Origin of the sequence: Polaribacter porphyrae, from assembly GCF_002954685.1 — a bacterium.
Classification (GTDB): domain Bacteria; phylum Bacteroidota; class Bacteroidia; order Flavobacteriales; family Flavobacteriaceae; genus Polaribacter; species Polaribacter porphyrae.
In genome coordinates, this window is the sequence record NZ_MSCN01000001.1 from 3,625,526 (window position 1) to 3,648,246 (window position 22,721).

The window sequence follows — 22,721 nt, forward strand, 5'->3', positions numbered from 1 at the left end:
TTGGTAACAATCAATATTTTAAACGTGTTTCAAAAATATATTTTAACTAGTTGTTTTAGAAACACGAATGATTCTTTTTAAACGATAAATGATTTAACTTAAAATGTATTTATAGAAAAACTATAACTATATTTTTTGGGCTTAACAAGATATTGTTGATGAGGTTCTGCTTTTGCAGACCATGTATTATCACCTCCAACACCCATTTGAATTAAATCTATATTTACAGTAAAAATTGCTCTTTCAAATAGTTCATTGGTGTGTTTTGCACTTTCAATATTTTCTGTGCTATATTCTAAAACACTAAAATTTAAAGGTTGATTTCCTGTAATTTTAACTCCATTTTTCGAAGAATTTTCCAATAGAAACCAATCTGTTTGCATTCTGTTTCCATATTCTTGAGGAACTGCATATTTGTAATTCATACTCAAAACATCAGTTTTATACAAACCAAATAAAGCACCTGTATTTCTATCTTGATAATTTGCTTGTGGCCCTTTTCCTAAATAAGTAACGTTTTTATATTGATTGGAAATATCAAATTGCATCCCTATTTTAGGAATATTTGGTGCTGTTTTATCAATATCTACTCCATAATCAATCGTTATTTTTCCATTTCCAAAAACGGTATATTTTAAAGTTACAGCAGTTTTTGGATTTGCGATTTCTCCAAACACAGAAACAATTACAATTCCTTTTTTAGATTGATCTACGTTAGTGTTTTTCACAATAAAATTATCGCCAGCATTCATCCAATCTCTTTCATTAATTTGCTTTTTTGCTCTTCTGTAAGCTGCATCATTTTCTGTTTCTGGTCGCCAAAAATTCAGTTTTAATGGAGATTGCATTATCTCTTTTCCTTTGGATATAAAATTTGTTACGTAACCAGTAGTTTTATCAATAGAAACAATAATTTTTTTGTTTTTTATTGTAATGTTTTTATCGTTTTCATCAACAACTAAAGAAGTCTGCTTTTTGGGTTTTGATTTTTTTTTATCAATATTAACAGGAATTTTAAACTGCTCTTCAAAAACAACAAATCCTTTTTTTGCCCAAAGGTTATCTTCTTTTAATTTTCCTGTAAAGTTGATATAATAATTTTTACCAGGCTTTAATTTTGCTTTTTTAATGTTGATATTAAATGTTGAATTTTCAAAAGGCTTTGTTGTCAAATTAGTTACAATTCCATTGCAAATGACTTTTCCATTTTCTTCTAGCTGCCAAGCTAAATCATAAATTGATAAATCAATTGTATGATGTCTGTTTAAAATTTTAAAATTGCCATTTTTGGCATCAATTTCAGAAATAACAACAGGTTGATTTACTTTTTTAGCTTCATAGATTTCTGGTTTTGGGGTTCTATCAGATGCAATAATTCCATTTAAACAAAAACTGCCAGAGTTTGGTGTGTCTCCAAAATCGCCTCCATAAGCTAAAAATGCTGTTCCATTTTTATCCTTTTTTAAGATTCCTTGATCTATCCAATCCCAAATATAACCTCCTAAAGCTCTGTCATTATTATAGACTATGTTCCAATATTCTTCCATATTTCCAAGCGAATTTCCCATAGCATGTGCATATTCGCACATAATAACAGGTCTTTTATCAAAACTAGTATCATCAATTAAAGATTGATAATCAGTAGGACTTGGGTACATTCTACTAATCATATCTACCCATTTAGGGTCTGTAGGGTTTCCTTTTCCGTGTTCAAAATAGTTGTTTTTGTAACGAGCATCTGTTGCATCTCCTTGTGCACCTTCATAATGAATAAATCTTGTAGGATCCATTTCTTTAATCCAACCTGCCATTGCTGCGTGATTTGGGCCCATTCCAGATTCGTTTCCTAAACTCCAAAATACAATACTTGGGTGGTTTTTATCACGCTCAACCATTCTAATTCCACGCTCTAAAAAAGCATTTCCCCAAGCAGGAACATTGGCTAATTTTCCACGTAATCCATGGGTTTCTAAATTCGCTTCATCCATTACGTACAAACCATATTTGTCACATAAATCATAAAAATAGGGGTCATTTGGATAGTGAGACGTTCTAACCGCATTAAAATTGAATTGTTTCATTAACAAAACATCTGCTTTCATATCTGCTCTAGAAACTACTTTTCCATTTTTTTGATGATGATCGTGCCTGTTAACACCAATCATTTTTACTGGATTTCCATTAACTAAAAACCTCCCTTTTTTATCAATTTGTAAGGTTCTAAAACCAACTTTTGTACTCGTAAACTGAATGTTTTCACCTTTATCATTTTTCAAAGTGAATAATAAGGTATATAAATAAGGGGTTTCTGAAGACCATTTTTTAGGAGATTTTATAGTAATTTCAATCATTTCAAAAGCTACATTGTCTCTTTGAGGATAAAACTCACCAAAATATTTTTTTAGTTTGATGGTATTTTGTTCTCCAATAGAATTTCCATCAGCGTTAAATAATTGCGAAGTTAATGTCCAATTATCCACAGTAGTTTTAAGTGGTGCATCACCAAAATACCCCACTTTTTCTATGTATTTATTTTTAATATTCGCTATAAATTCAGGTCTTATTTGTAGTACAGCATCTTTATAATCTTTGTCTAATTTAGTTCTAATTGTAAAATCAGACAATCTCACTTTTGGTACTGCTTGTAAAAATACTTCACGCTCTATTCCACTCATTCTCCAATGATCTTGTGCTTCTAAATAGCTCCCATCACTCCATCTAAAAACTTTTACAGCAATTTTATTTTTGCCTTTTTTAAGGTGGTTTGTAATATTAAACTCACTTGGTAACCTTGTGTCTTCAGAATAGCCAACGAATTCGCCATTTATCCAAACATAAAAAGCAGAAGAAACGCCGCCAAAATGTAGAATTACATCTTTTTCTATCCAAGGATCATCAATAGTAAACGTTTTTATATAATGACCAACAGGATTATCATTATGATTTATAAAAGGGAAATCACTAAAAAAAGGATAGGTAGAATTGGTATAAATAGGTATTCCATAACCTCTCATTTCCCAGTTAGAAGGCACATCAATCGTTTTCCAATTTGATGAGTTGTAATCATTTTTTTGAAAACGATCAATAGCATCAGCAGGTTTTGCTACCCAATGAAATTTCCAATCGCCATTTAGCAATTTAAAATTATCAGATTTTTCTCGTTGATTATTAATTGCCAAACTTTTGCTCTCATAAGAATAAAAGGTTGTGTGTGCTTCTAATCTGTTAATTTGATTTACTTTCGGATTCTCCCAATCATTTTGTTGTGCAAAAAACAGAAAAGGAAGCAAAGTGATGACAAAGAATATGAGTTTTTTCATAATGGATAACGCTTTCAAGTCTCAATTAAGAGATAAACAAAGGTCATCAATAAAAAACAAAAACATTATTACAAATGGGTGTTTTTTTAGAACGTATGTTTTACTTTAAAAGAAAAGTCATATAATAAGACTATAACATTAAAAAGCTTGTAAAGTTTACATTTATTTAACATTTAGAACATTTGTACTCTCAAATAAATCATCTGTTGCGTCAGATTTAGTATAAAACAAAAATCTTTGTAGTATAATCTTAATCAACCCAAAAAGATGAATTTAAAAAAACTTAAAAGAATGAAAATTAAAGTATTTATGCTCTCTGTATTTTGTATGTTTTGTTGTGGCTTTGCACAATCGCAAACTAAAATAAATGGTACTGTATCAGATAAAAATGAGCCTCTACCAGCTGCTAGTGTTTTAATAAAAGGAACAAGCAGAGGTGTAGTAACAGATTTTGATGGTAATTTTGAAATTACAGCATCAGAAAATGAAACTTTGGTTGTAAGTTACCTTGGGTATGTTGCACAAGAAATTTTAATAGGTAACAAAACAACTTTTAATATCATTCTCAAAGCAGATTCTTCAACATTAGATGAAATTGTTGTTATAGGTTATGGTAGTGTTAAGCGAAAAGATTTAACAGGCTCTGTAGTATCATTAAAAGCGGAAGATTTAGATAAGGTTCAAAATGTTTCTTTTGAAGGGGCTTTAGCAGCAAAAGCTTCTGGAGTACAAGTTATTGCTTCTGAAGGTGGTCCAGGTGCTGGTTTTAAAGTTCGAGTTCGTGGAGGAACTTCAATCAATGCAAGTAATGATCCTTTATATGTTATAGATGGTTTTGCTATTTCTGGAGAAAGCGAATCCTCCAGTATTGGTTTAGGAAATAGTACAACAAGTCCTTTAGCATCAATAGATCCTAGTACAATAGAATCTATAGAAGTATTAAAAGATGCTTCTGCAACTGCAATTTATGGATCAAGAGGTGCAAATGGAGTAATTATTATTACTACAAAAAAAGGAAAAAAAGGGCGTGTAGATGTAAATTTTGAGACTTTTACTGGGTTTTCTGTGTTATCAAATAAGATAGATTTGTTAAATGCACAAGAATTTGTAGATTGGAGATATGAGTACACTCCTTGGGATCCTAACAATCCAAATGATCAGTTTGGTAGAGCATTTAGGGATCAGTTTGGTAATAATGTAGATTTAAGAGATCCAAGAGTTATTTTAACAGATTGGCAAGATGAAATCTCTAGAACAGCAATCATTAAAAATAACAAAATATCTATAACAGGAGGTTCAGATAAATCTTCTTATGCAGCTTCTTTTTCACATTTAGACCAACAAGGTATTATTAGAACCTCAAATTATGAGCGATACAACCTTAATTTAAGGTTAGATCAAAATATTACTGAAAATCTAAAAGGTGGAATGAATTTAAATTTTGGATATAATAAAAGAAATGGGGTTGTTTCTGCAGCTAATGAAAATGCAAATGGTAGAGCTGGTATTGTTACCAATTCTATTTTATTTAGTCCTGTACAAGGTTTAACAAGGTTACCTGGTGCTCAATATGATGATGAAGGTAGACTACTGGCTTTAAGAGATGGAGATATCGTAAATCCAAACAGAACATTAGAAGAAAATATAAATAGAGGAAAAGGGTCTAATGTTTTTGGAAGCGTTTATTTAGAATATAAAATAGCTGATGGTCTTAAGTTTAAAACTTCTTTAAGGGGTAATGCATACAATAATAAAGGACAAGCTTATTTCTCTGGAAAGTTTGGTTGGGGTCAATTTACCAATGGAAGAATATTTACTAATTTTTCTCAAGGTTCAGGAGTTATTACTGAACAAAATTTAAATTATAATAAATCTTTTGGTAACCATCGATTAAATATTACAGCCGTTTTTGAGCAGCAAGAAGGTTCATTTGAATTTGCAGCATTAAACGCTACTGGTTTTGCCATACCTGGCGTAAATTTAGATAATTTAGGTACAGCAGCAGAAACTTTACCTACAAGATCAGACTTTGTAAAAAATACACTTCGTTCATATTTAGCCAGAATTCAATACGATTTTTCAAATAGATTTACTGTGAATTTAAGTGGACGTTATGATGGCTCTTCTAGATTTGCAGAAGAAAATAGATGGGGTTTTTTCCCATCTGCAGGTGTAGCTTGGAAAATATCTAATGAAGAATTTTTTAAAGATGTTAAATTTATTGATAATGCAAAAATTAGAGCTAGTTATGGAGAAACAGGAAATAACCAAATAGGTTCGTTTAGATCTTTAGAAGCTACGCAGTTAGGGGCTTATGTTTTTGGAGGTTCTACTTTTACTTCTGGTCTTTCCATAAATCAATTAGCAAACCCAGATTTAACTTGGGAAACTACAAGACAATATGATGTGGGACTTAATTTGGCTATGTTTAATAATAGAGTAAATCTAGAAATAGATTATTACAGCAAAGAAACTCGCGATTTATTATTAGAAGTACCTATTCCTGCTACTTCTGGTTTTGAATTCGCTTTTAAAAATTTAGGTGCTGTTAGCAATAAAGGATTAGAAATTTCTATAAACTCTACAAATATTGATACAGAAAACTTTACTTGGAACAGTAATTTTAATATAAGTTTTAATAAAAATAGAGTTTTAAATTTAGGGGGAGCCAATGAATTTTTTACAACCGCTATTGGAGACAATCAAATTACAAATGATTATATAATTAGAGTTGGCGAGGCTTTAGGCTCTTTTTATGGAGTAAAAACTGATGGAGTATATAATTATAGTGATTTTGTTGAGTTTGATGGGCTAACAGATGCAGAAGCTGCAGCTAAAATTATACAAGATGGTGTAGCACAAAATGTGCCTTATTATGATGTTTTTTATACACTTAAAAATGGAACTGTAACCACACAGGGTGTGACACAATACAGACCAGGATTACCAAAATTTCAAAACCAAAATCCAGGAGAAGATAATATTGTAAATTCTGAAGATAGAGTTATATTAGGTAATTCACAACCCATTCACTTTGGTGGTTTTACAAATAATTTTACCTACAAAAATTTTGACTTATCAATACTAACTTCTTGGTCTTATGGTAATGAAATTTACAATAAAAATAGAGTGAGATTAGGCTTCCAAGAAGTACCTTTCTTTAATAAAGGAGGTTTTGTAAGGGACAGATGGACGCCAACAAATCCAAATACAGACGTTCCAGGAATTTGGGGTAATGGAGATGGAGGTTTTACAGGTCTTGCCAATTCAAGCTACATAGAAGATGGTTCTTTTATAAGAATAGCTAATGTAACATTAGGATATAGACTTTCTAAAAGCACTTTAGAGGTATTAGGGTTAAAATCTTTAAGAATCTACGGTTCAATAGATAATTTATATGTATTTACCAATTATTCTGGATATGACCCAGATGTTAGTGTTGGTAGAAATCAATTAACACCTGGTTTAGATTCAGATTCTTATCCTCGATCAAGAGCATTTAGAATTGGTTTAAATGTTGGTTTGTAATAAAAATTTAAAAATAACAATTATGAAAACACAAAAATTAATGATAAAATTATTCCTTGCGATAATTTTTATTTCAGTAGTCTCTTCTTGTAGTGAAGATTATTTAAAAGAGAATCCTACATCTTTTATTGATGCTACTAGATTAGTAGTAGACGAAGCTGGAGCAGAACTTTATTTGGTAGGTGCCTACGATGCTGTACAAGAATCTGTAAGTTCTGGTACAGGTGCAAAATCTAACCTTGGATGGGGCGTACATTGGGGTACAATGGCAACTGACGAAGTTGTAGTACCTGGTTGGGCAGGAGATAGAAAATTAATTTTCTTACAACAAGTTACTCCAAACAATGCTACTGTTAGAAATATGTGGGTAAATTTATTTGTAAATTTAAATAAAGTAAATAGTGTTGTAGATAGAATATCAGCACTTACAGAAGATCAAATAGATATTGCTAGAAGAGATGAAATGATTGGTGAGGCAAAATTTTTAAGAGCTACTATTTATTTTGCCATAGTTTCTACTTGGGAAAACGTTCCTTTAATTAAAAATGAAACAAAAGATTTGAAAAATATAGATATGCCTGCACAATCTACACCACAAGAAGTTTACGACTTTATTGTTGAAGATTTAAAATTTGCTGAATCTAATTTAGAAGCAAAACAAGGTGGAGGTAGAGCTACAAAAGGTGCTGCACAAGCGTTGTTAGGTAAAGTTTATCTACAGATGACAGGACACCCATTAAATCAATCAGATAAATTTGCTTTGGCTGAAGCTGAATTACTAAAAGTAATAAATAGTGGCGTGTATAGCTTATTGCCAAACTATCCAGAAGTTTTTGATTTAAACAATGAACAAAGCAGTGAAATGGTCTTTTCTATTGGAATGGATGGACCTGGAAGTAATGAGGGTGGTATTTTAAGTTCTTTTTACGGTCCTCTAGGTTTTGTAAGTAATGGTGCAGGATTTGGAACATGTTGGGTAAATGCAACTAGCGTTACTAAATATGATGCTAATGACATTCGTTTGTTAAATAATATTGCAAAACACAATGCTAATCAAGCATCTCCAGAAGAAGGTATGAACGACCCTTCAACTTGGGGAAATACGGACTGGCAATGGAAACCTTGGAAATGGCACGCATCTAAACCAAATGCTTATACCAATGATACTCCTTTTGATAACCCTTATATTCGTTATGCAGATGTTCTATTAATGTACGCAGAAGCACTAAATGGTCAATCAGGCAAATTAACACAAGCTCATGTAGATGCAACAATTAATACTTTAAGAGCTAGAGCTGCACTTCCTGCAAGTAATAATTTAGACATTGCAGGTAAAAATCAAACTCAAATAGCAGATGAAATTTTAGATGAACGATACAGAGAATTGTTTATAGAAGGTTGGAGACGTAACGATTTAATTCGATTTGGAAAATATGAATCAACTATCAAAGCCATTAATCAGTCAGGTTGGACAACTTCTGGAAACCCAGGCTCAAATTACCAAGATTATGAAATTAGATGGCCAATACCAGATCCAGAAATTAAATTGAATCCTAATTTAGTACAAAACCCTGGTTATAATTAATAAAACATAGAAAATGAAAAAAAGAACATCATATAAGTTTACAAAGAATTTATTACGTTTTATTGCTTTAACTGTTGTTATATACAGTTGTACTGAATCTAATCTTTTAGAAGGTATAAGAGACGTTAAGTTTAAAGCAACAGTAAATAGAATACTACTTACAGAAGGAGAAACAGCAGTTTATAAAGATTCCTCTATACATGTTGCATCTAGAGAATGGATTTTTGAAGGAGGAAGTATTACTGGTTCAGATCAAGAAGAAGTTTCAGTAACATACCCTAATCCTTCTCCATTTTTAAACATTAATGGAACTAGAGGCACTTATGGTTTTCCTACTACTCTTAAGGTTGTTTATGATGATAATACTACCGAAAGTAATACTTTTAAAGTTAAAGTTTACCCTAAAGTAGAACCTAGTTTTAAAGTAGATTTACCAGTTGCAGAAGTAAATACCGAAGTTCAATATACAGATACAACTATTGAGGGACAATCATCATTTGCAGAGGCTAAAGAAGAAGATACCATTTTTTGGGAGTTTGAAGGAGGCACACCAGCCACAAGTACTTTAAGAAACCCTAGAGTAAAATATGCTACTGCTGGTAAATATTCAGTAAAATCTACTGTAAAAAGAAGCGTTCCTAATAACACAGGTATAACCACAATAGAAGATTTTATTACTATACAAGACGCTATTGTTCCTTGTGTACCTTCTGCAACAAATTTGGTAAGTTGTGGTAATTTTAATGGAGAAACAGCAGATTTATCAAAATGGTCAGCAGTATTTAAAGATTTCACAACAGATAGAAGTGCAAATTTATCTGTTTCAAATACTATTTTTGCTCCTGGAGGAGGTTCAGGTAGTGTAAAATACAAGTATGATGAAGCAGGTCCAGGAGTAGCTGGTTTTACTGACGTAAATATAAATTATGAAGCAGAGATAGATGTTACAACAGCTGGTTCTTATACCTTAACTTTAGATCATTATGGTGTTATTACTGGTGGTACAGAATACGTATTTAATTTAGGTTTTGTAAATGTTGATAAAAGAAATGTATTCGAAACGGGTTTAAGAGAATTCAAAGGGAGATATAATGCAGATACATGGAATAATGCATCTGTTACAAAAAATCTACCAGTAGGTAAATATTTTGTTCGTTTGGCTATATTCAATCCAGGGTTTAGTCCAGGACAAAATATAGATTTACATTTGGATAATGTAAAGGTTGTAAAAAATTAAATTAGAACTTTTATTTTTTTAAAAGGCTGTTTTTCATTAAAACAGCCTTTTTTTTTATTTAAAACCATATATGCTTTCATTTTAAACATCTCTTTCTCAATTAATATGGACAAGCATATATTTTTGAAAAACAAATTATTTAAAATGTATTAAGATGAAAAACCAAATTATTTTATGTTTTGTACTGTTATTAACAGTTACAATAAATGCACAATACACTATTGTAGATTTTGAAGATGATGGTAAAGGAAAACCAGATACAAACGCTACTGCAGAATGGACTGGAGACCCTAAACTACCAGAAGTAGCTATAGTTGCAAACCCCAATCCATCTGGTATAAATACATCAGCAAATGTTGTAAAGTTTGTAGAAACGAAAGGCTCTAATAAAGGAAATTCGCTACAATTAGCTTTTAATAATTCAACAGCTAAAACCGGTCATAGTTTTGCAGGAGATAACAAGGTTGTAAAGCTAATGGTATATTCAGAAAACCAAACCACTTTTGATATTCTTTTAGAAATCGGATCAGGTGATACTGCTAATTTTTCTCAAACAAAAACCGTTAACACCACCCAAAATACTTGGACAGAAGTTGTTTTTGATTTTTCAGCTAAAAATTCAAAAGTGAATTCTGATAATTATGGAAAGTGGAATTCACAAATTAGACTTCATTTTAATGAAGGTAAAAAAGGTGAAGGAGACACGTATTATGTAGATAATTACGTTTTGACAAATTAAGTTAGTAAAACTCAATATCTAAAATAAAAAGGCTATTTCCTTATTGAATTAGCCTTTTTTAATAACTAAAACCATTTGTTCTCTCTTTTTAGACATTTCTTTCTATTAAAAAAGTAACAAGGATATACTTTCGAAAAAATTATTAAAATTTAAAAAATGAAAAAACAATTACTTTTATGTTTATGTTTGTTAATTACAACTATTTCTGTTGCACAAACAGCATCAATTGATACACCTCCTACACCTACAACTTTAGAACAAGGAGAAGTTTTTACTATGCAAGGTGACTTTGATGCAGGAGCAGGTGATAGTGTAAATGGTAATCTTGCTTTTGTATTAAGATTATACAATACAACTGATGAAACATTTTCTTTTGTGGCTAATGCTACCGTAAATAAAAATGGTATCCAAGCTGAAAATGATGTAACATCACCAAATATTACTGTACCTGCTACGTTAACGCCATCTGCAGATTTAGCTGCAAATATGGAATATAGACTGGTAATTTCTTACCAAAGAACAGTTGCAGGTAACTTTATATCTACACTTCAAGCAGTAACTATTACAGAAGGTCCTAATATTAAATATACCAGTTTACCAACAGAAGTTTCTTCTGTTGTTGGTGGTGGCTTAGGTAAGGGAGCATTAAAAACTATTGTTACTTGGACTAATGTAACTCCAGGGTCTACACTATTTAATCAATTAAGAGATCATACAGGAACTCAAGTTGGTGGCTTTACAGTAGCGGTTGGGACTGCTAATGGTTCTGCCGAACTTAACTGGGGCTATTTTGGTGGTGGAACGTTAGTAGCAGGAAATGTTGCAAATATTTATTCTCAATATTCTGGAGTATCAAGCATACAACAAGAGAATATACCAGTAGTTAATACAATTACAAGATGGTTTGGAGGTACAGATACAGATTGGGCAACCACTGGAAACTGGGACAATGGTGTGCCAACTGCTTCTTTAAAAGCTGTACTAACTGACGTGGCAAATGAGCCAATTATTGCAGGATCAGCAGATGTTTTAGATCTAACAGTTCAAGAAAATAGTTCTTTAACTATGAATGCAGGTAGTAGCTTAATCGTTGCTGGTGAATCTTCTGGGAATGTAACTTACAACAGAACAGTAAATTTTGTTTCAGGTAACTTAAAAGGTTGGTACTTAATGGCTTCTCCAGTAGCTGGGCAAGAATTTAACGATGCTTATGTTACAGCAAATGATATTGCTGTGAGTGGATCAAATAGAGGTATATCAACATATAATACTTCTGGTAATACTTGGTCTTATTTACAAGGAGCTGCAAGTGGTACTTTCAATTCTGGTCAAGGATATTCAGTAAAAAGGCAAACAAATACAGGAACTGTTTCATTTACAGGTACAATAAATACTAGTAATTCAGGTGTAGATTTTGTACTTTCTAATGCAGATGATCGTTTTAATGCACTAGGAAATCCTTATGCATCCTATATAAGTAGTGCAACTTTATTAGGTAATGCTGCACTTTCAGAAACTCAAACAATTTGGGTTTACAATCAAACATTGGGTACAAATGGAGAGTATGAGGTAAAAACTTTTGGAGATAATTTTATAATAGCTCCAGGTCAAGGTTTCTTTGTAAAGGCAAACGTTGCTGGTGGTACAGTTAATTTTACTGAAGCAAATCAGAGTCATAATGCTGATACTTTTCAAAAAACAACAAAAACAGAAGTTAAACTTCAAATTTCTGTAGATGGTTATAATAATTACACAAAACTTTATTATTTAGAAAATGCAACTAAAGGTTTTGATGTTGGTTATGAAGGAGAAAGGTTTAGTGCATCTAATGATAGCTTTTCTATTTATACAGAGTTATTATCAGATAATATTGGAAAAAAATATCAAGTACAATCTTTACCAAATTCAGGTTTTGAATCAATGATAGTTCCAGTTGGCGTAAAAGCAGAAGTTGGAAAAGAAATTACTTTTTCTGCATCTGCTTCAAACTTACCTAGTGGAACTAATGTTTATTTAGAGGATAGAGCAAATAATACTTTTACACGTTTAGATGGATTAAATAATAATTTAAAAATTACTTTAAACGAAGCTTTAAATGGAACTGGAAGATTCTATTTGCATACAAAATCAAGTGTATTAAATACTAATGACATCAGTTTAGAAAATGTTAGTATTTATAAAACAAATGCTTCTACTTTAAAAATTACTGGTTTATCTCAAGGAAAATCGAATGTAAGATTATTTAATATTTTGGGAAGACGAGTAATGAATGTTTCTTTTAATTCTAATGGTGTTAAAGAAATTTCTTTACCAAGTTTAGCTACTGGAGTTTATTTAGTTCAATTAGAAACTGAAAAAGGAAAGTTGAACAAGAAAATCATTTTAGAATAATCTAACTTATAAAAAAAGCAATAATGAGCAACAAAAATATGACTAAAAGCAATAAAGCTGAAGAAATAACAAGAAAAGACGCAATTAAGAAAATAGGAAATTATGGTAAATATGCAGCCTTAACAGCTTTAGGTACATATATGATTTTAAATCCGCAAAAGGCACAAGCAGCAAGTGCACCTGCAGATCCTGGTACAGGATTTTAATTAAATATAAAATTTGAAAAGGCTGTTTTAATAAATCAGCCTTTTTTAATTTAAAACCATTTGTTATTATAATTTAAACATTTCTTATTACACAAATTCTAATCAGATTATACATTTGATGAAACAATTTAAAACATATTTATTATGAAAAAACAATTACTTTTATTCTCATTTTTTTTAATCTCAATAACCTCTTTTGCACAAACTGCAACCATAGATGCTGCACCAACTTCGCTTGAACAAGCAGAAGTATTTACAATGACAGCTTCTTTTGATACAGGAGCAGGTGATAGTGTAGAAGGAAACTTAACCTATTTAGTAAGGTTGTATGATACTTCTGATAACACTTTTAGTTTTGTTGCTTCCAATGGAGTAGATCAAGATGGAGTAAATACAGCTTCTGGAGTGGTTTCAGGAAATATAACAGTTCCTGCTGATGCTACACCAACAGCAGACTTAGCTGCCGGTTTTGAATACAGATTAGTAGTTTCTTATAAGAGGTCTGTAGCTGCAGATTTTATCTCTACTGCTCAAGTGGTTACAATTACAAAAGCAGTAGTACCTACTATTACCCAAAGCGTTATAACAACAGCTGATATTTTGGTAGATGAAAATGGGAAAGCTACAGGTTGGGTTCCTACTCCTGCTATATCAATTACTTTAGAAAATTTTGCACCTAACACAACTTACAGAGTTTTTAATCAGTTCAAAATTACTGATACCAATGGAAAACAATGGGGTGGTGGTAGTATAGATATTACTACTGATGCTTCTGGTAATGGAGTAGATACAACTTGGAATCCTGGTTTTTTTGGAGCTAATGGCGATTTTAATGGGTCAGAAACTACAGGTTATTGGAATTCAAATACTACTGGTCCTGCTGGAGCTGTAACTAAAAGCCAAACTTTTACAATTACTCAAAATGCTACCTTAAATACTAAAGATTTTTCTTTAATTAATGTTTCCGTATTTCCTAATCCAACATCAGACAAAATAACTATTGAAACCCAACAAGAATTTAAATCAGTAATAATTTTTGATATAACAGGAAAAACAATCAAGTCATTTAATAATAAACAAAAACTAAATGTTGCTGAATTATCTAAAGGAGTTTACTTCTTAAAAACTGATACAGGTTTGTTAGGTAAGTTTATAAAAAACTAATAGGACTTTTACTATTTATTAAAAGAGAAAACGCTAACTTTCGTTAGCGTTTTTTATATAATAGACTATAATTTTGTACTTTTAAATCAATAGATTTAATGGTTTAAAAAGAACAGAAGCATCTATTAATTTGGTAGTATCAATCTTACTTCCGTCTTTAATAAATTTTGTTCCCAATACAAATGCTTTAGGATTGTTAATGGCATCCACAGCCAATAAAGTATCATCTTTAAAATACCAAAGAGAAATTTTTGTAGTTTCACTTTCTTCTTTTCTGATAAATAGTTGATTATATCCTTCTGATAAACCAACCATTTGTAGTTTTACATTAAATTGATCTGACCAAAACCAGGGAATAGCATTATAAATAATTTTTTTTCCACAAATAGCAGCAGCTGCAACTTTTGCTTGATCTACAGCATTTTGAACAGATTCCAAACGTACAAATCGATTATAATGCGGATTTTTATGAAATGTACAATCGCCAATTGCATAAATATCATTGTCGTTTGTACAAGCAGTTTCATCAATTAAAATACCGTTTTCAATAACTAATTGAGCCTCTTTTGCCAATTCTGTATTTACACGAATACCAACACCAACAACAATAATATCGGCTATATAAAAAGAACCATCTGCACAGTTTACAGTATTCACATCATCTTGAACATCAATAGAAATAACATTTTTATCAGTTAAAATTTCTACACCATTTTCTGAATGTAATTTCATAAAGAAATCAGACATTTCTGGAGCTGTTACGCGTGCTAAAATTCTTGATTCACGTTCTAAAACTGTAACAGTTCCTCCCAGTTTTTTAATAGAAGCAGCTGTTTCTAAACCAATATAACCTCCACCAATAATTACAACTCGTTTATTAATACTATTCTGAAAGGCATTTCTAATGTTTGTTACATCTGCTGCAGTTCTTAAAGGGTATAAATTTTTAGCGTTTTCAATTCTTGGAATTGGCGGAATTATTGGACGAGCACCAGTTGCCAAAACCAATTTGTGATAAGGTTGATGAGAACCATCACTTAAAATAATCGTTTTATTTTCTCTGTTAATCGAATTTACAGAAACACCTAAATTTAAACTAATATTATCTTTTTGGTAGCTATCTTCAGCTTTTAAAAGATTTACTTCCTCGTTTTGTAAATAGGTTTTTGAAAGTGGTGGTCTATGATATGGAAGTTCTGGGTCTTTATCAAAAAGTAAAACTTCACCTTCCCAACCTTCTTTTCTTAGAGCAAAAGCAAGATTTACACCTGCATGACTTGCGCCAATTACAACACAAATGGAATTTTTAGTAGAATTGTCTGACATTGAATAATGTTTTTATTTTTATATTCTATGTTATTGCGAGGTACGAAGCAATCACATCTTTAATTTACAGATTACTTCGTTCTTCGTAATGACGATTTATTTAATCAGATTCTGCAACTTGTAATACAATTCCATCTAATTCTTCACTAATTTCCATTTGACAACACAATCTACTTTGTTCATTTGCATAATCATTTAGCTCTAACATATCTGTTTCAATTTCTGTAGCTTCGCCTGTTTTTGCTTGATGTTCTGGAGCTACGTGTACGTGACAGGTTGCACAAGAACATACGCCTCCACAATCTCCATCAATACCTGCAACATTATTATCTACTGCCAATTGCATTACTGAACCAGAAGTTCCTTCTAATTCTATAGTTTCGTTATCTCTTGTTATAAAAGTTATTTTTGCCATAATTTTTTGTTTTTTTAGTCTCGCAAAGACGCAGAGACGCAAAGTTTTTTATCTAATATTTTTATTTTTTCCTCTCACAGTTTGTCATTCTGAAAGAATCGTTTCTGAAATTTTTATTGTGTGAGACGCTTTTAGCGTGACAAACTGTGTGTTGAATTTCTTGTTTTGAGTCTTTTCTCTTATTTTTTATTAAACTGAACAGTTAGGTTATCATAACCAACTTTTCGTTTGAATTCTCCTAATTCTTCAATGTTTTCTTTGTATTCTAAAATATCTATAGATTTTACTTTTTTTGGTAATGTTGTTAATAAAGTTCGCATAATTTGTCTTGCATGCGTTGCTCCTAAACAGTTATGAGTACCAAAACCAAAAGCCACGTGAGGGTTTACTTTTCTATCCAAAATAACTTCATTTGGGTTTTCAAAAGTTCTTTCATCTCTATTTGCAGATGCCCAACATAACGAAATTCTAGAATCCGCTTTTATTGCGTGTTCGCAAACTTGTGTGTCTTGTGTTGCAACACGTCCCATATGTGTTAAAGGAGAAAAATAACGGATTAATTCTTCAACAGCATTGTTCACCATTTCTGGACTTTCTTTTAACTGCTCTAAAGATTTTGGATGTTCTGCGAAATAAGCGATTGAATTTGTAACTGCATTAATAACTGTATCTCTACCACCAGCAAAAGTTAAAATCATTACACCTTTTACTTCTTCACGAGTTAATTTTTTCCCATCTTTTTCTGCTTGTAACAGCATAGAATACAAATCGTTACTTGGATTTTTGATGGCTTGTGTAATTCTTTTATCAATATAATCGTATAAAATATTTGCTTTATCTCCATCTAAATCATTTCCATGACTTCTAAAAACGTGTGTTCCCCAAGAAATCCAAGTTTCGGCTTCTTCAAAAGGTGTGTTTAGCAATAAAGTTAACGCTCGAGATTGTAGGCGTAAAGAAAAACCTTCTACAACTTCTACTGAATCTTTAGTTAGCACTTCATCTACAATGTCATTTATTTGTTGTGATAATATTGCAGAATATTCCTCTTCCAAAGGTCTTTTAAACCAAGGTTCTACCAGATTCCTGTAGTCTTTATGTTCAGGAGGGTCTACTTCAAAAGGAATTTGACGTGTTGTTCGAATGGCAACTTCGGAGGGTACTACAATTCGTCCTGGAGTTGCTCCAGATTGAAAAGCTTTCCAAGCATGTGCGCATTTACGCACATCTTTTAAACCTAAAACCATTGTTACAGGATCATTTTGATCATCCATTTTACCAAGGCCAGTTGTTTGTCTTGCTGCTGCAAAAGGATCTGGAAGTTTACTTTTTTTCATAAGTTGTGTTTTTAGTTTTTTAAAGTATCGTTAAAAAACAAAATGGTTTCTTTAATATGAGTTTCCCAATACATCCATTCGTGTTTCCCTTCGTTTTCTTTATAAATATGATTGATTTTTAAATTTTTTAATTGTTGATGCAACTTTCTATTTCCTTCGATAAGTACATCATCTTTACCACAATCAAATCGAAAAGGGGGTAAATTTTCTTGATTTTTTAAAATTGTTTCGAAAACAGATTCGTTTTCTTTATCCTTTTGATGATAATTCTCTAATTCTTCTTCAACAAACAATTTCATTTCATCTATAACTGTAATGGAAGACAATCCAGAAACTGCTGAAAATTTAGTAAAATACTTTATTCCTAATCGTAAAGCACCAAAACCACCCATTGACAAACCAGCAATACATAATTTAGATTGTTCGTTTGCTTGCGGAATCAATTCTATAACAGCATTTGGAACATCATCAACAATCCATTTTTCAAAATTGGCATTTAGATGTGGCACATATCCACTTCCATCTCCCCAAAGTCCATCAGAAGGCATTGCAATAATCATTGGCTCAATTTCTCCATTTTCTATCCAAGTTTTCAGTTGCAAATGAATTCCTGTTTTTTGAGACCAAATCCAGTGACTTCCATATACTCCATGTAATAGAGTTACAATTGGTAAGTTGTTTAAACTTTCTCCATCTGGAACAAATACAGTTATATCTCCTCTGTTTTTTAAGTATTTACTTTTTACAGTAATATGTCTTAAGTTGTTAGACTCAAAACGTGGGTCTGATATTTCTGTAGTTCTAAATTTTGACATTTTATTTTATTTGTTTTTACACGGAGATTCGCAGTGTTTTTTCGTAGATCTTCACAAAGATTTCACAGAAATTCTCTGTGCATCTTTGTGTACTAACTCTATTCAAAAACAATTACACCTTTTGCATTTTTGCCAGATAACATATCATCAAAAGCTTGTTGTAAATTGTCTAAAGGATAAGTTCTTGTAATCATTTCATCTAACATAATCTCTCCATTTTTATAATAATTTAAAATGATTGGAAAATCTTTTTGCGGATTACATTTGCCATATAAAGGATTGATATATATTTTATCCCATTCAAACAAAGCCATATCTACAAGTACTTTTTCTTCAATTCCACTAACTTGAACAGCTGTTCCTGCATTTCTAATCATTGCCAAAGGCGCCACTCCTAAAGCTGGAATTGCAGTACATTCAAAAGCATAATCTGCACCTCTTCCATTCGTCATTTCTTTTACTTTTTCAGCAGCTTTTAGCAAACCTTCATCATCTTTATCTGCTAAAATAGTGTGTGTTGCACCAAATTGAATTGCCATATCTAATCTTGTTTGATTGATATCAATTGCAATAATTTTTGATGCTTTAGAAACTTTAATTCCTTGAATAACATTTAAGCCTACACCACCAGTTCCAATAACAACAGCAGAAGAATTTTCTACAACTTTAGCTGTATTTACAGCTGAACCAAAACCTGTCATCACTCCACAGCTTACAATACTTGCAGCAGGAAAAGGCATATCTTTTATGGTGTTTTTTACAACTGCAGACTCTTTTACTAACGTATATTCTGATAAAGTTCCTATATTAAAAGAAAGTTCAATGGGTTTTCCATTCCAAGTTGTACCTTCTTTATGCGCATGACCAGGTGTATAACCATTTGCACCAGCAACTACTGGCGAATTATTTTCGCAAATATGTTCGTTTTCGTGTTCGCATTGAAAGCAAGTTCCACAAGGTGTTGCCCAGTTTAAAATAACTGAATCTCCTACTTTTACGCTAGTTACATTCGCACCAATTTCTTTTACAATTCCTGATCCTTCATGTCCCATTACAATTGGTTTACCCCAATTTAAAGAATCGTGGTCTGTATGACACAAGCCTGCTGCTTTTACAGCAACTAAAACTTCATCTTCTTTAGGTTTTTGAATTTCGATAGTGTCAATACTAAATGAACCATCTCCTTTTGCAATTGCTGCTTTACTTTTTAATGCCATATTTTAAACAATTATTTATAAGTTAAAATTATACGTTTTCTTATTAAAGAAATAGAACAAATGTTTTTTTTAAAGCCACATAAGAATAAAAATAAAGGGTCAAAAAAACATCTTTGATTAAAAAAAAAACATACGTGGTAGTTTTCTACTCAAAAAAGCATCAACTTTATATTCTTAAAACCGATTAATGAAAAGCATCATCATCAATAAAAAAAACATTTTTTTTAGTTTTATAATTTTAACTATTTTTTCCTGTACTTCAAAAAAGGAAGAGACTAAAACAACATCAAAACAACCGAATATTATTTATATAATGTCCGATGATCATACTACACAGGCGTTTGGAATCTATGGTAGCAGATTATCCAGTTTAAATCCCACTCCTACTTTAGATGCAGTTGCAAAGGAAGGAATGATTTTTAACAATTGTTTTGTTACAAATTCTATTTGTACACCAAGCAGAGCAACCATAATTACTGGCCAATATAGCCAAACAAATGGTGTAATAGATTTAGAAGGAAGTATTAAAACGGAACATCAATATTTACCAATTGAAATGAAAAAATTGGGCTACCAAACAGCCTTGGTTGGGAAATGGCATTTAGAATATCAACCAAATTTCGATTACTATAATATTTTTACAGAACACCATCAACAAGGTTCTTATTTCGATCCAAATTTAACAGAAACTGGAATGAAATATGCAAAATATGGAACACCAGAATACGAAGGAAAAAAGTATGAAGGACACAGTTCTGATGTAATTACAGACATCACTTTAGATTGGTTAAAGAATAAAAGAGACAAAAATAAACCGTTTTTTTTAATGCATCAATTTAAAGCACCACATGACGATTTTGAATATGCACCTCGTTACAAAGATTATTTAAAAGATGTCGAAATTCCTGAACCATCAAGTTTATATGATAATGAAAACAACGGTTCTATTGCAACTCGTGGAAAAAATAATTCATTAATTAATGAAATTGGTTCATCAGTTTCCAAAAGAAATTCCATCAGAAATATGGGAATGCGAATTTGGAGTGATGAGTATATCAAAAGAAATAATCCAGATTTTGATATAACTCAAGTTGAAGGTTTAAGTGATAAAGCATATACCCACAAAACGTATCAAGAATATTTAAAAAGATATTTACGCTGTGTAAAAGGTATAGACGATAATGTTGCCAAATTAATTGCCTATTTGAAAAAAGAAAATTTGTATGATAATACAATAATCGTTTATACAGGAGACCAAGGTTTTATGTTGGGTGAACACGATTATATAGACAAACGTTGGATGTATGATGAATCTATGAGAATGCCATTTTTTGTACGTTACCCAGAAACTATTAAAAAAGGGTCTTACACAGATGCTATTATAAATAATACTGATTTTGCACCCACTTTAATAGATTTAGCTGGAGGAAAAGCACCTGCAAAAATGCAGGGAAATAGCTTTAAACATATTTTAGAAACTGGCAAAGAACCAGAAAATTGGCAACAAGCTACCTATTATAGATATTGGATGCATATGGCGCATAAGCATGCAAATCCTGCTCATTTTGGCATCAGAACCAAAGAATACAAACTCATCTTTTTCTATGGAAAATACTGGGTAGACACCAAAGATCCAAATGCAAAATGGAATAAGAATAGTTGGGGTAATAAGTTTACAATGGATACACCAGTTGCTTGGGAGTTTTATGATTTAACTAAAGACCCAAAAGAAATGAATAATATCTATAACAACCCTGAATACAAGGAAACTATTGCCAATTTAAAAACGCAACTAAAAGCAAAAAGAAAAGAAATTAATGAAGAAGATGGTGCAAAATATCCACACATTCAAAAAGTGATTGATGAACACTGGGATGATTAATAACCACAATAAAAAATAAAATATGAATCGTTTTAGGTTAGTACTTTTAATCAGTTTTTTAATGATTATAAATACAAGTGCAACAATTTTAAAAGATGTTTATGTTAATGAAATAAAAACATCAACTTTTTTAAATGTAAAAGATTTTGGAGCAGTTGGCGATGGTAAAACAGACGATACAAATGCAGTTTTAAAAGCCATAAAAAAAGCACAGAAAACAGAAGGAACTGTTTATTTTCCTCACGGAAATTACGCAATTCATCCTATAAAATTACCTTCGCATATTACACTTTTAGGATATTCTGCTTGGTCTTATGAAAACAAAGGAGGTAAAGACAAAGATTTTAAAGGGAAAACTACCATTACTGCACTTTCTGGAAACGCAAGAGCTTTTTTAGATTTAGACGATTCAAGAGGAACAAGAATTTTAGGTTTGACTTTAGATGGTAAAAATTTAGGAAAATCGATGCACGGAGTTTATGCTAGAAACAGAGGTTCAGAACAATATATTTGTATAGAGGATTGCAGAATTAATTACTTTTCAGGTTCAGGAATTAAACTTGAACGCAGTTGGGTTTTTTCTATCCGTAAATGTTTAATTATGTTTAATAACCAACATGGAATTGATGCAACAGGAGGTTATGATGGTTGGATTATCGATTGTCAATTAACTGCCAATAAATTAAATGGATTATATGCTAAAGGTTCAGCACCAGAAGATATGCCACAATCAGAAATTGATGCCATCCGTTTTTTTGGTACTGCATCTATTATGTTTACAGCCAACAGAGTAGAGTGGAATAAAACTGGTGGAATTGTATTAAATGGTTCTAATTCTATGCAAATAACAGGTTGTTCTATCGATCATAATTTTGGGCCAGGAATTGAGTTAAAAAATTCAACATCCAACACAATTACTGGAAACATTTTTAGATCTAATGGTGTAGAACGTGAAAATGATGGAGATATGTGTAGCCAGTTGATTCTAAAAAACTGCAAAGGTACTTCAGTTACAGGTAATAGTTTATGGGGTTGGTTTGGTAGAAAAGAAGCAAAATTTAGTGCACCTTATCCATATTATGGCATCATTGTTAAAGATTTAGAAGGTTGTGTAATTTCTCAAAACGCTATGTATCACAGTTCCAGTAAAGAAGGTGTTTTAGATTATGGAGGAAACATTAGCACTATAATTACTCAAAATGCGTACGTGCAACCAAATATTGAAACTACAGATAATGGTTGGGTCTTAAAAGGGCGAAAAACAGAAACTAATCAATCTGATAAAGATAAAGAGTAGTTTTTTAAATATTATTTGGGCGTTCCCTAAAAAGGTCGGGCTTTCGCTACTCGCTTTTTTTCTGAAAAAGAAAAAAGAGCTCAAACAAACCGCTCAATCCCTAACGCAAATGCGAACTAATCCTGCAAGGTATTTCCGAGGAACAAGGATTCCTTGTGGATTTTAAAGTAATAAGAGAATAAATACCTACAAGGTTTTAGAAACCTTGCAGGATAAAAAACTTAATTTAAATCATTTATTACGTTTAAAAATCCATAAGTTA

15 protein-coding genes are annotated in these 22,721 nt (G+C 31.5%); 9 read left to right on the forward strand and 6 right to left on the reverse strand.

The window, feature by feature from the left end; translation table 11 throughout:
* Positions 1-98: 98 nt before the first annotated feature.
* Positions 99-3,320 carry a beta-galactosidase, LacZ type gene (gene lacZ, locus BTO18_RS16220; protein ID WP_105017232.1) on the reverse strand — a complete coding sequence of 1,074 codons (3,222 nt, stop codon included), beginning with the start codon at positions 3,318-3,320 and terminating at the stop codon, positions 99-101.
* A gap of 291 nt (positions 3,321-3,611) precedes the next feature.
* On the opposite strand from lacZ, the gene BTO18_RS16225 reads away from it, so the two are divergent.
* From BTO18_RS16225 to BTO18_RS16255, 7 genes are all read left to right on the forward strand, one after another.
* On the forward strand, positions 3,612-6,848 hold the full coding sequence (locus BTO18_RS16225) for a SusC/RagA family TonB-linked outer membrane protein (RefSeq protein WP_226789021.1): 3,237 nt from the start codon (positions 3,612-3,614) through the stop codon (positions 6,846-6,848).
* 22 nt (positions 6,849-6,870) lie between these two features.
* On the forward strand, positions 6,871-8,433 hold the full coding sequence (locus tag BTO18_RS16230; RefSeq protein ID WP_105017234.1) for a RagB/SusD family nutrient uptake outer membrane protein: 1,563 nt from the start codon (positions 6,871-6,873) through the stop codon (positions 8,431-8,433).
* 13 nt (positions 8,434-8,446) lie between these two features.
* Positions 8,447-9,670, forward strand: coding sequence for a hypothetical protein (locus BTO18_RS16235; RefSeq protein WP_105017235.1), 1,224 nt, complete (start codon positions 8,447-8,449; stop codon positions 9,668-9,670).
* Between the two features lie 154 nt (positions 9,671-9,824).
* A complete protein-coding gene (locus BTO18_RS16240; RefSeq protein WP_105017236.1) occupies positions 9,825-10,409 on the forward strand; it encodes a hypothetical protein in 585 nt (194 codons plus the stop codon).
* Between the two features lie 156 nt (positions 10,410-10,565).
* Positions 10,566-12,800 carry a T9SS type A sorting domain-containing protein gene (locus tag BTO18_RS16245; RefSeq protein WP_105017237.1) on the forward strand — a complete coding sequence of 745 codons (2,235 nt, stop codon included), beginning with the start codon at positions 10,566-10,568 and terminating at the stop codon, positions 12,798-12,800.
* A 23-nt stretch (positions 12,801-12,823) separates the two neighbouring features.
* Entirely contained in the window at positions 12,824-13,006 is a 183-nt protein-coding gene (locus tag BTO18_RS16250; protein WP_105017238.1) for a hypothetical protein, read from the forward strand.
* A gap of 144 nt (positions 13,007-13,150) precedes the next feature.
* Entirely contained in the window at positions 13,151-14,170 is a 1,020-nt protein-coding gene (locus BTO18_RS16255) for a T9SS type A sorting domain-containing protein (RefSeq protein WP_105017239.1), read from the forward strand.
* A gap of 81 nt (positions 14,171-14,251) precedes the next feature.
* On the opposite strand, the gene BTO18_RS16260 is transcribed toward BTO18_RS16255, so the two are convergent.
* From BTO18_RS16260 to BTO18_RS16280, 5 genes are all read right to left on the reverse strand, one after another.
* The gene (locus BTO18_RS16260; protein WP_105017240.1) at positions 14,252-15,496 is read right to left on the reverse strand and encodes an NAD(P)/FAD-dependent oxidoreductase; all 1,245 of its coding nucleotides are present in this window, start codon (positions 15,494-15,496) and stop codon (positions 14,252-14,254) included.
* 100 nt (positions 15,497-15,596) lie between these two features.
* Positions 15,597-15,911: a 2Fe-2S iron-sulfur cluster-binding protein gene (locus BTO18_RS16265; RefSeq protein ID WP_105017241.1), complete on the reverse strand. Its 315-nt coding sequence runs from the start codon at positions 15,909-15,911 to the stop codon at positions 15,597-15,599.
* Between the two features lie 179 nt (positions 15,912-16,090).
* A complete protein-coding gene (locus BTO18_RS16270; RefSeq protein ID WP_105017242.1) occupies positions 16,091-17,248 on the reverse strand; it encodes a cytochrome P450 in 1,158 nt (385 codons plus the stop codon).
* An 11-nt stretch (positions 17,249-17,259) separates the two neighbouring features.
* A complete protein-coding gene (locus BTO18_RS16275) occupies positions 17,260-18,063 on the reverse strand; it encodes an alpha/beta hydrolase (RefSeq protein WP_105017243.1) in 804 nt (267 codons plus the stop codon).
* A gap of 98 nt (positions 18,064-18,161) precedes the next feature.
* Positions 18,162-19,280, reverse strand: coding sequence for a Zn-dependent alcohol dehydrogenase (locus tag BTO18_RS16280; RefSeq protein ID WP_105017244.1), 1,119 nt, complete (start codon positions 19,278-19,280; stop codon positions 18,162-18,164).
* A gap of 313 nt (positions 19,281-19,593) precedes the next feature.
* Here BTO18_RS16280 and BTO18_RS16285 point away from each other — a divergent pair, with 313 nt between their 5' ends.
* Both BTO18_RS16285 and BTO18_RS16290 read left to right on the forward strand, forming a co-directional pair.
* The gene (locus BTO18_RS16285; RefSeq protein ID WP_437438435.1) at positions 19,594-21,162 is read left to right on the forward strand and encodes a sulfatase family protein; all 1,569 of its coding nucleotides are present in this window, start codon (positions 19,594-19,596) and stop codon (positions 21,160-21,162) included.
* A 61-nt stretch (positions 21,163-21,223) separates the two neighbouring features.
* On the forward strand, positions 21,224-22,459 hold the full coding sequence (locus tag BTO18_RS16290; RefSeq protein ID WP_170063302.1) for a right-handed parallel beta-helix repeat-containing protein: 1,236 nt from the start codon (positions 21,224-21,226) through the stop codon (positions 22,457-22,459).
* Positions 22,460-22,721 lie beyond the last annotated feature (262 nt).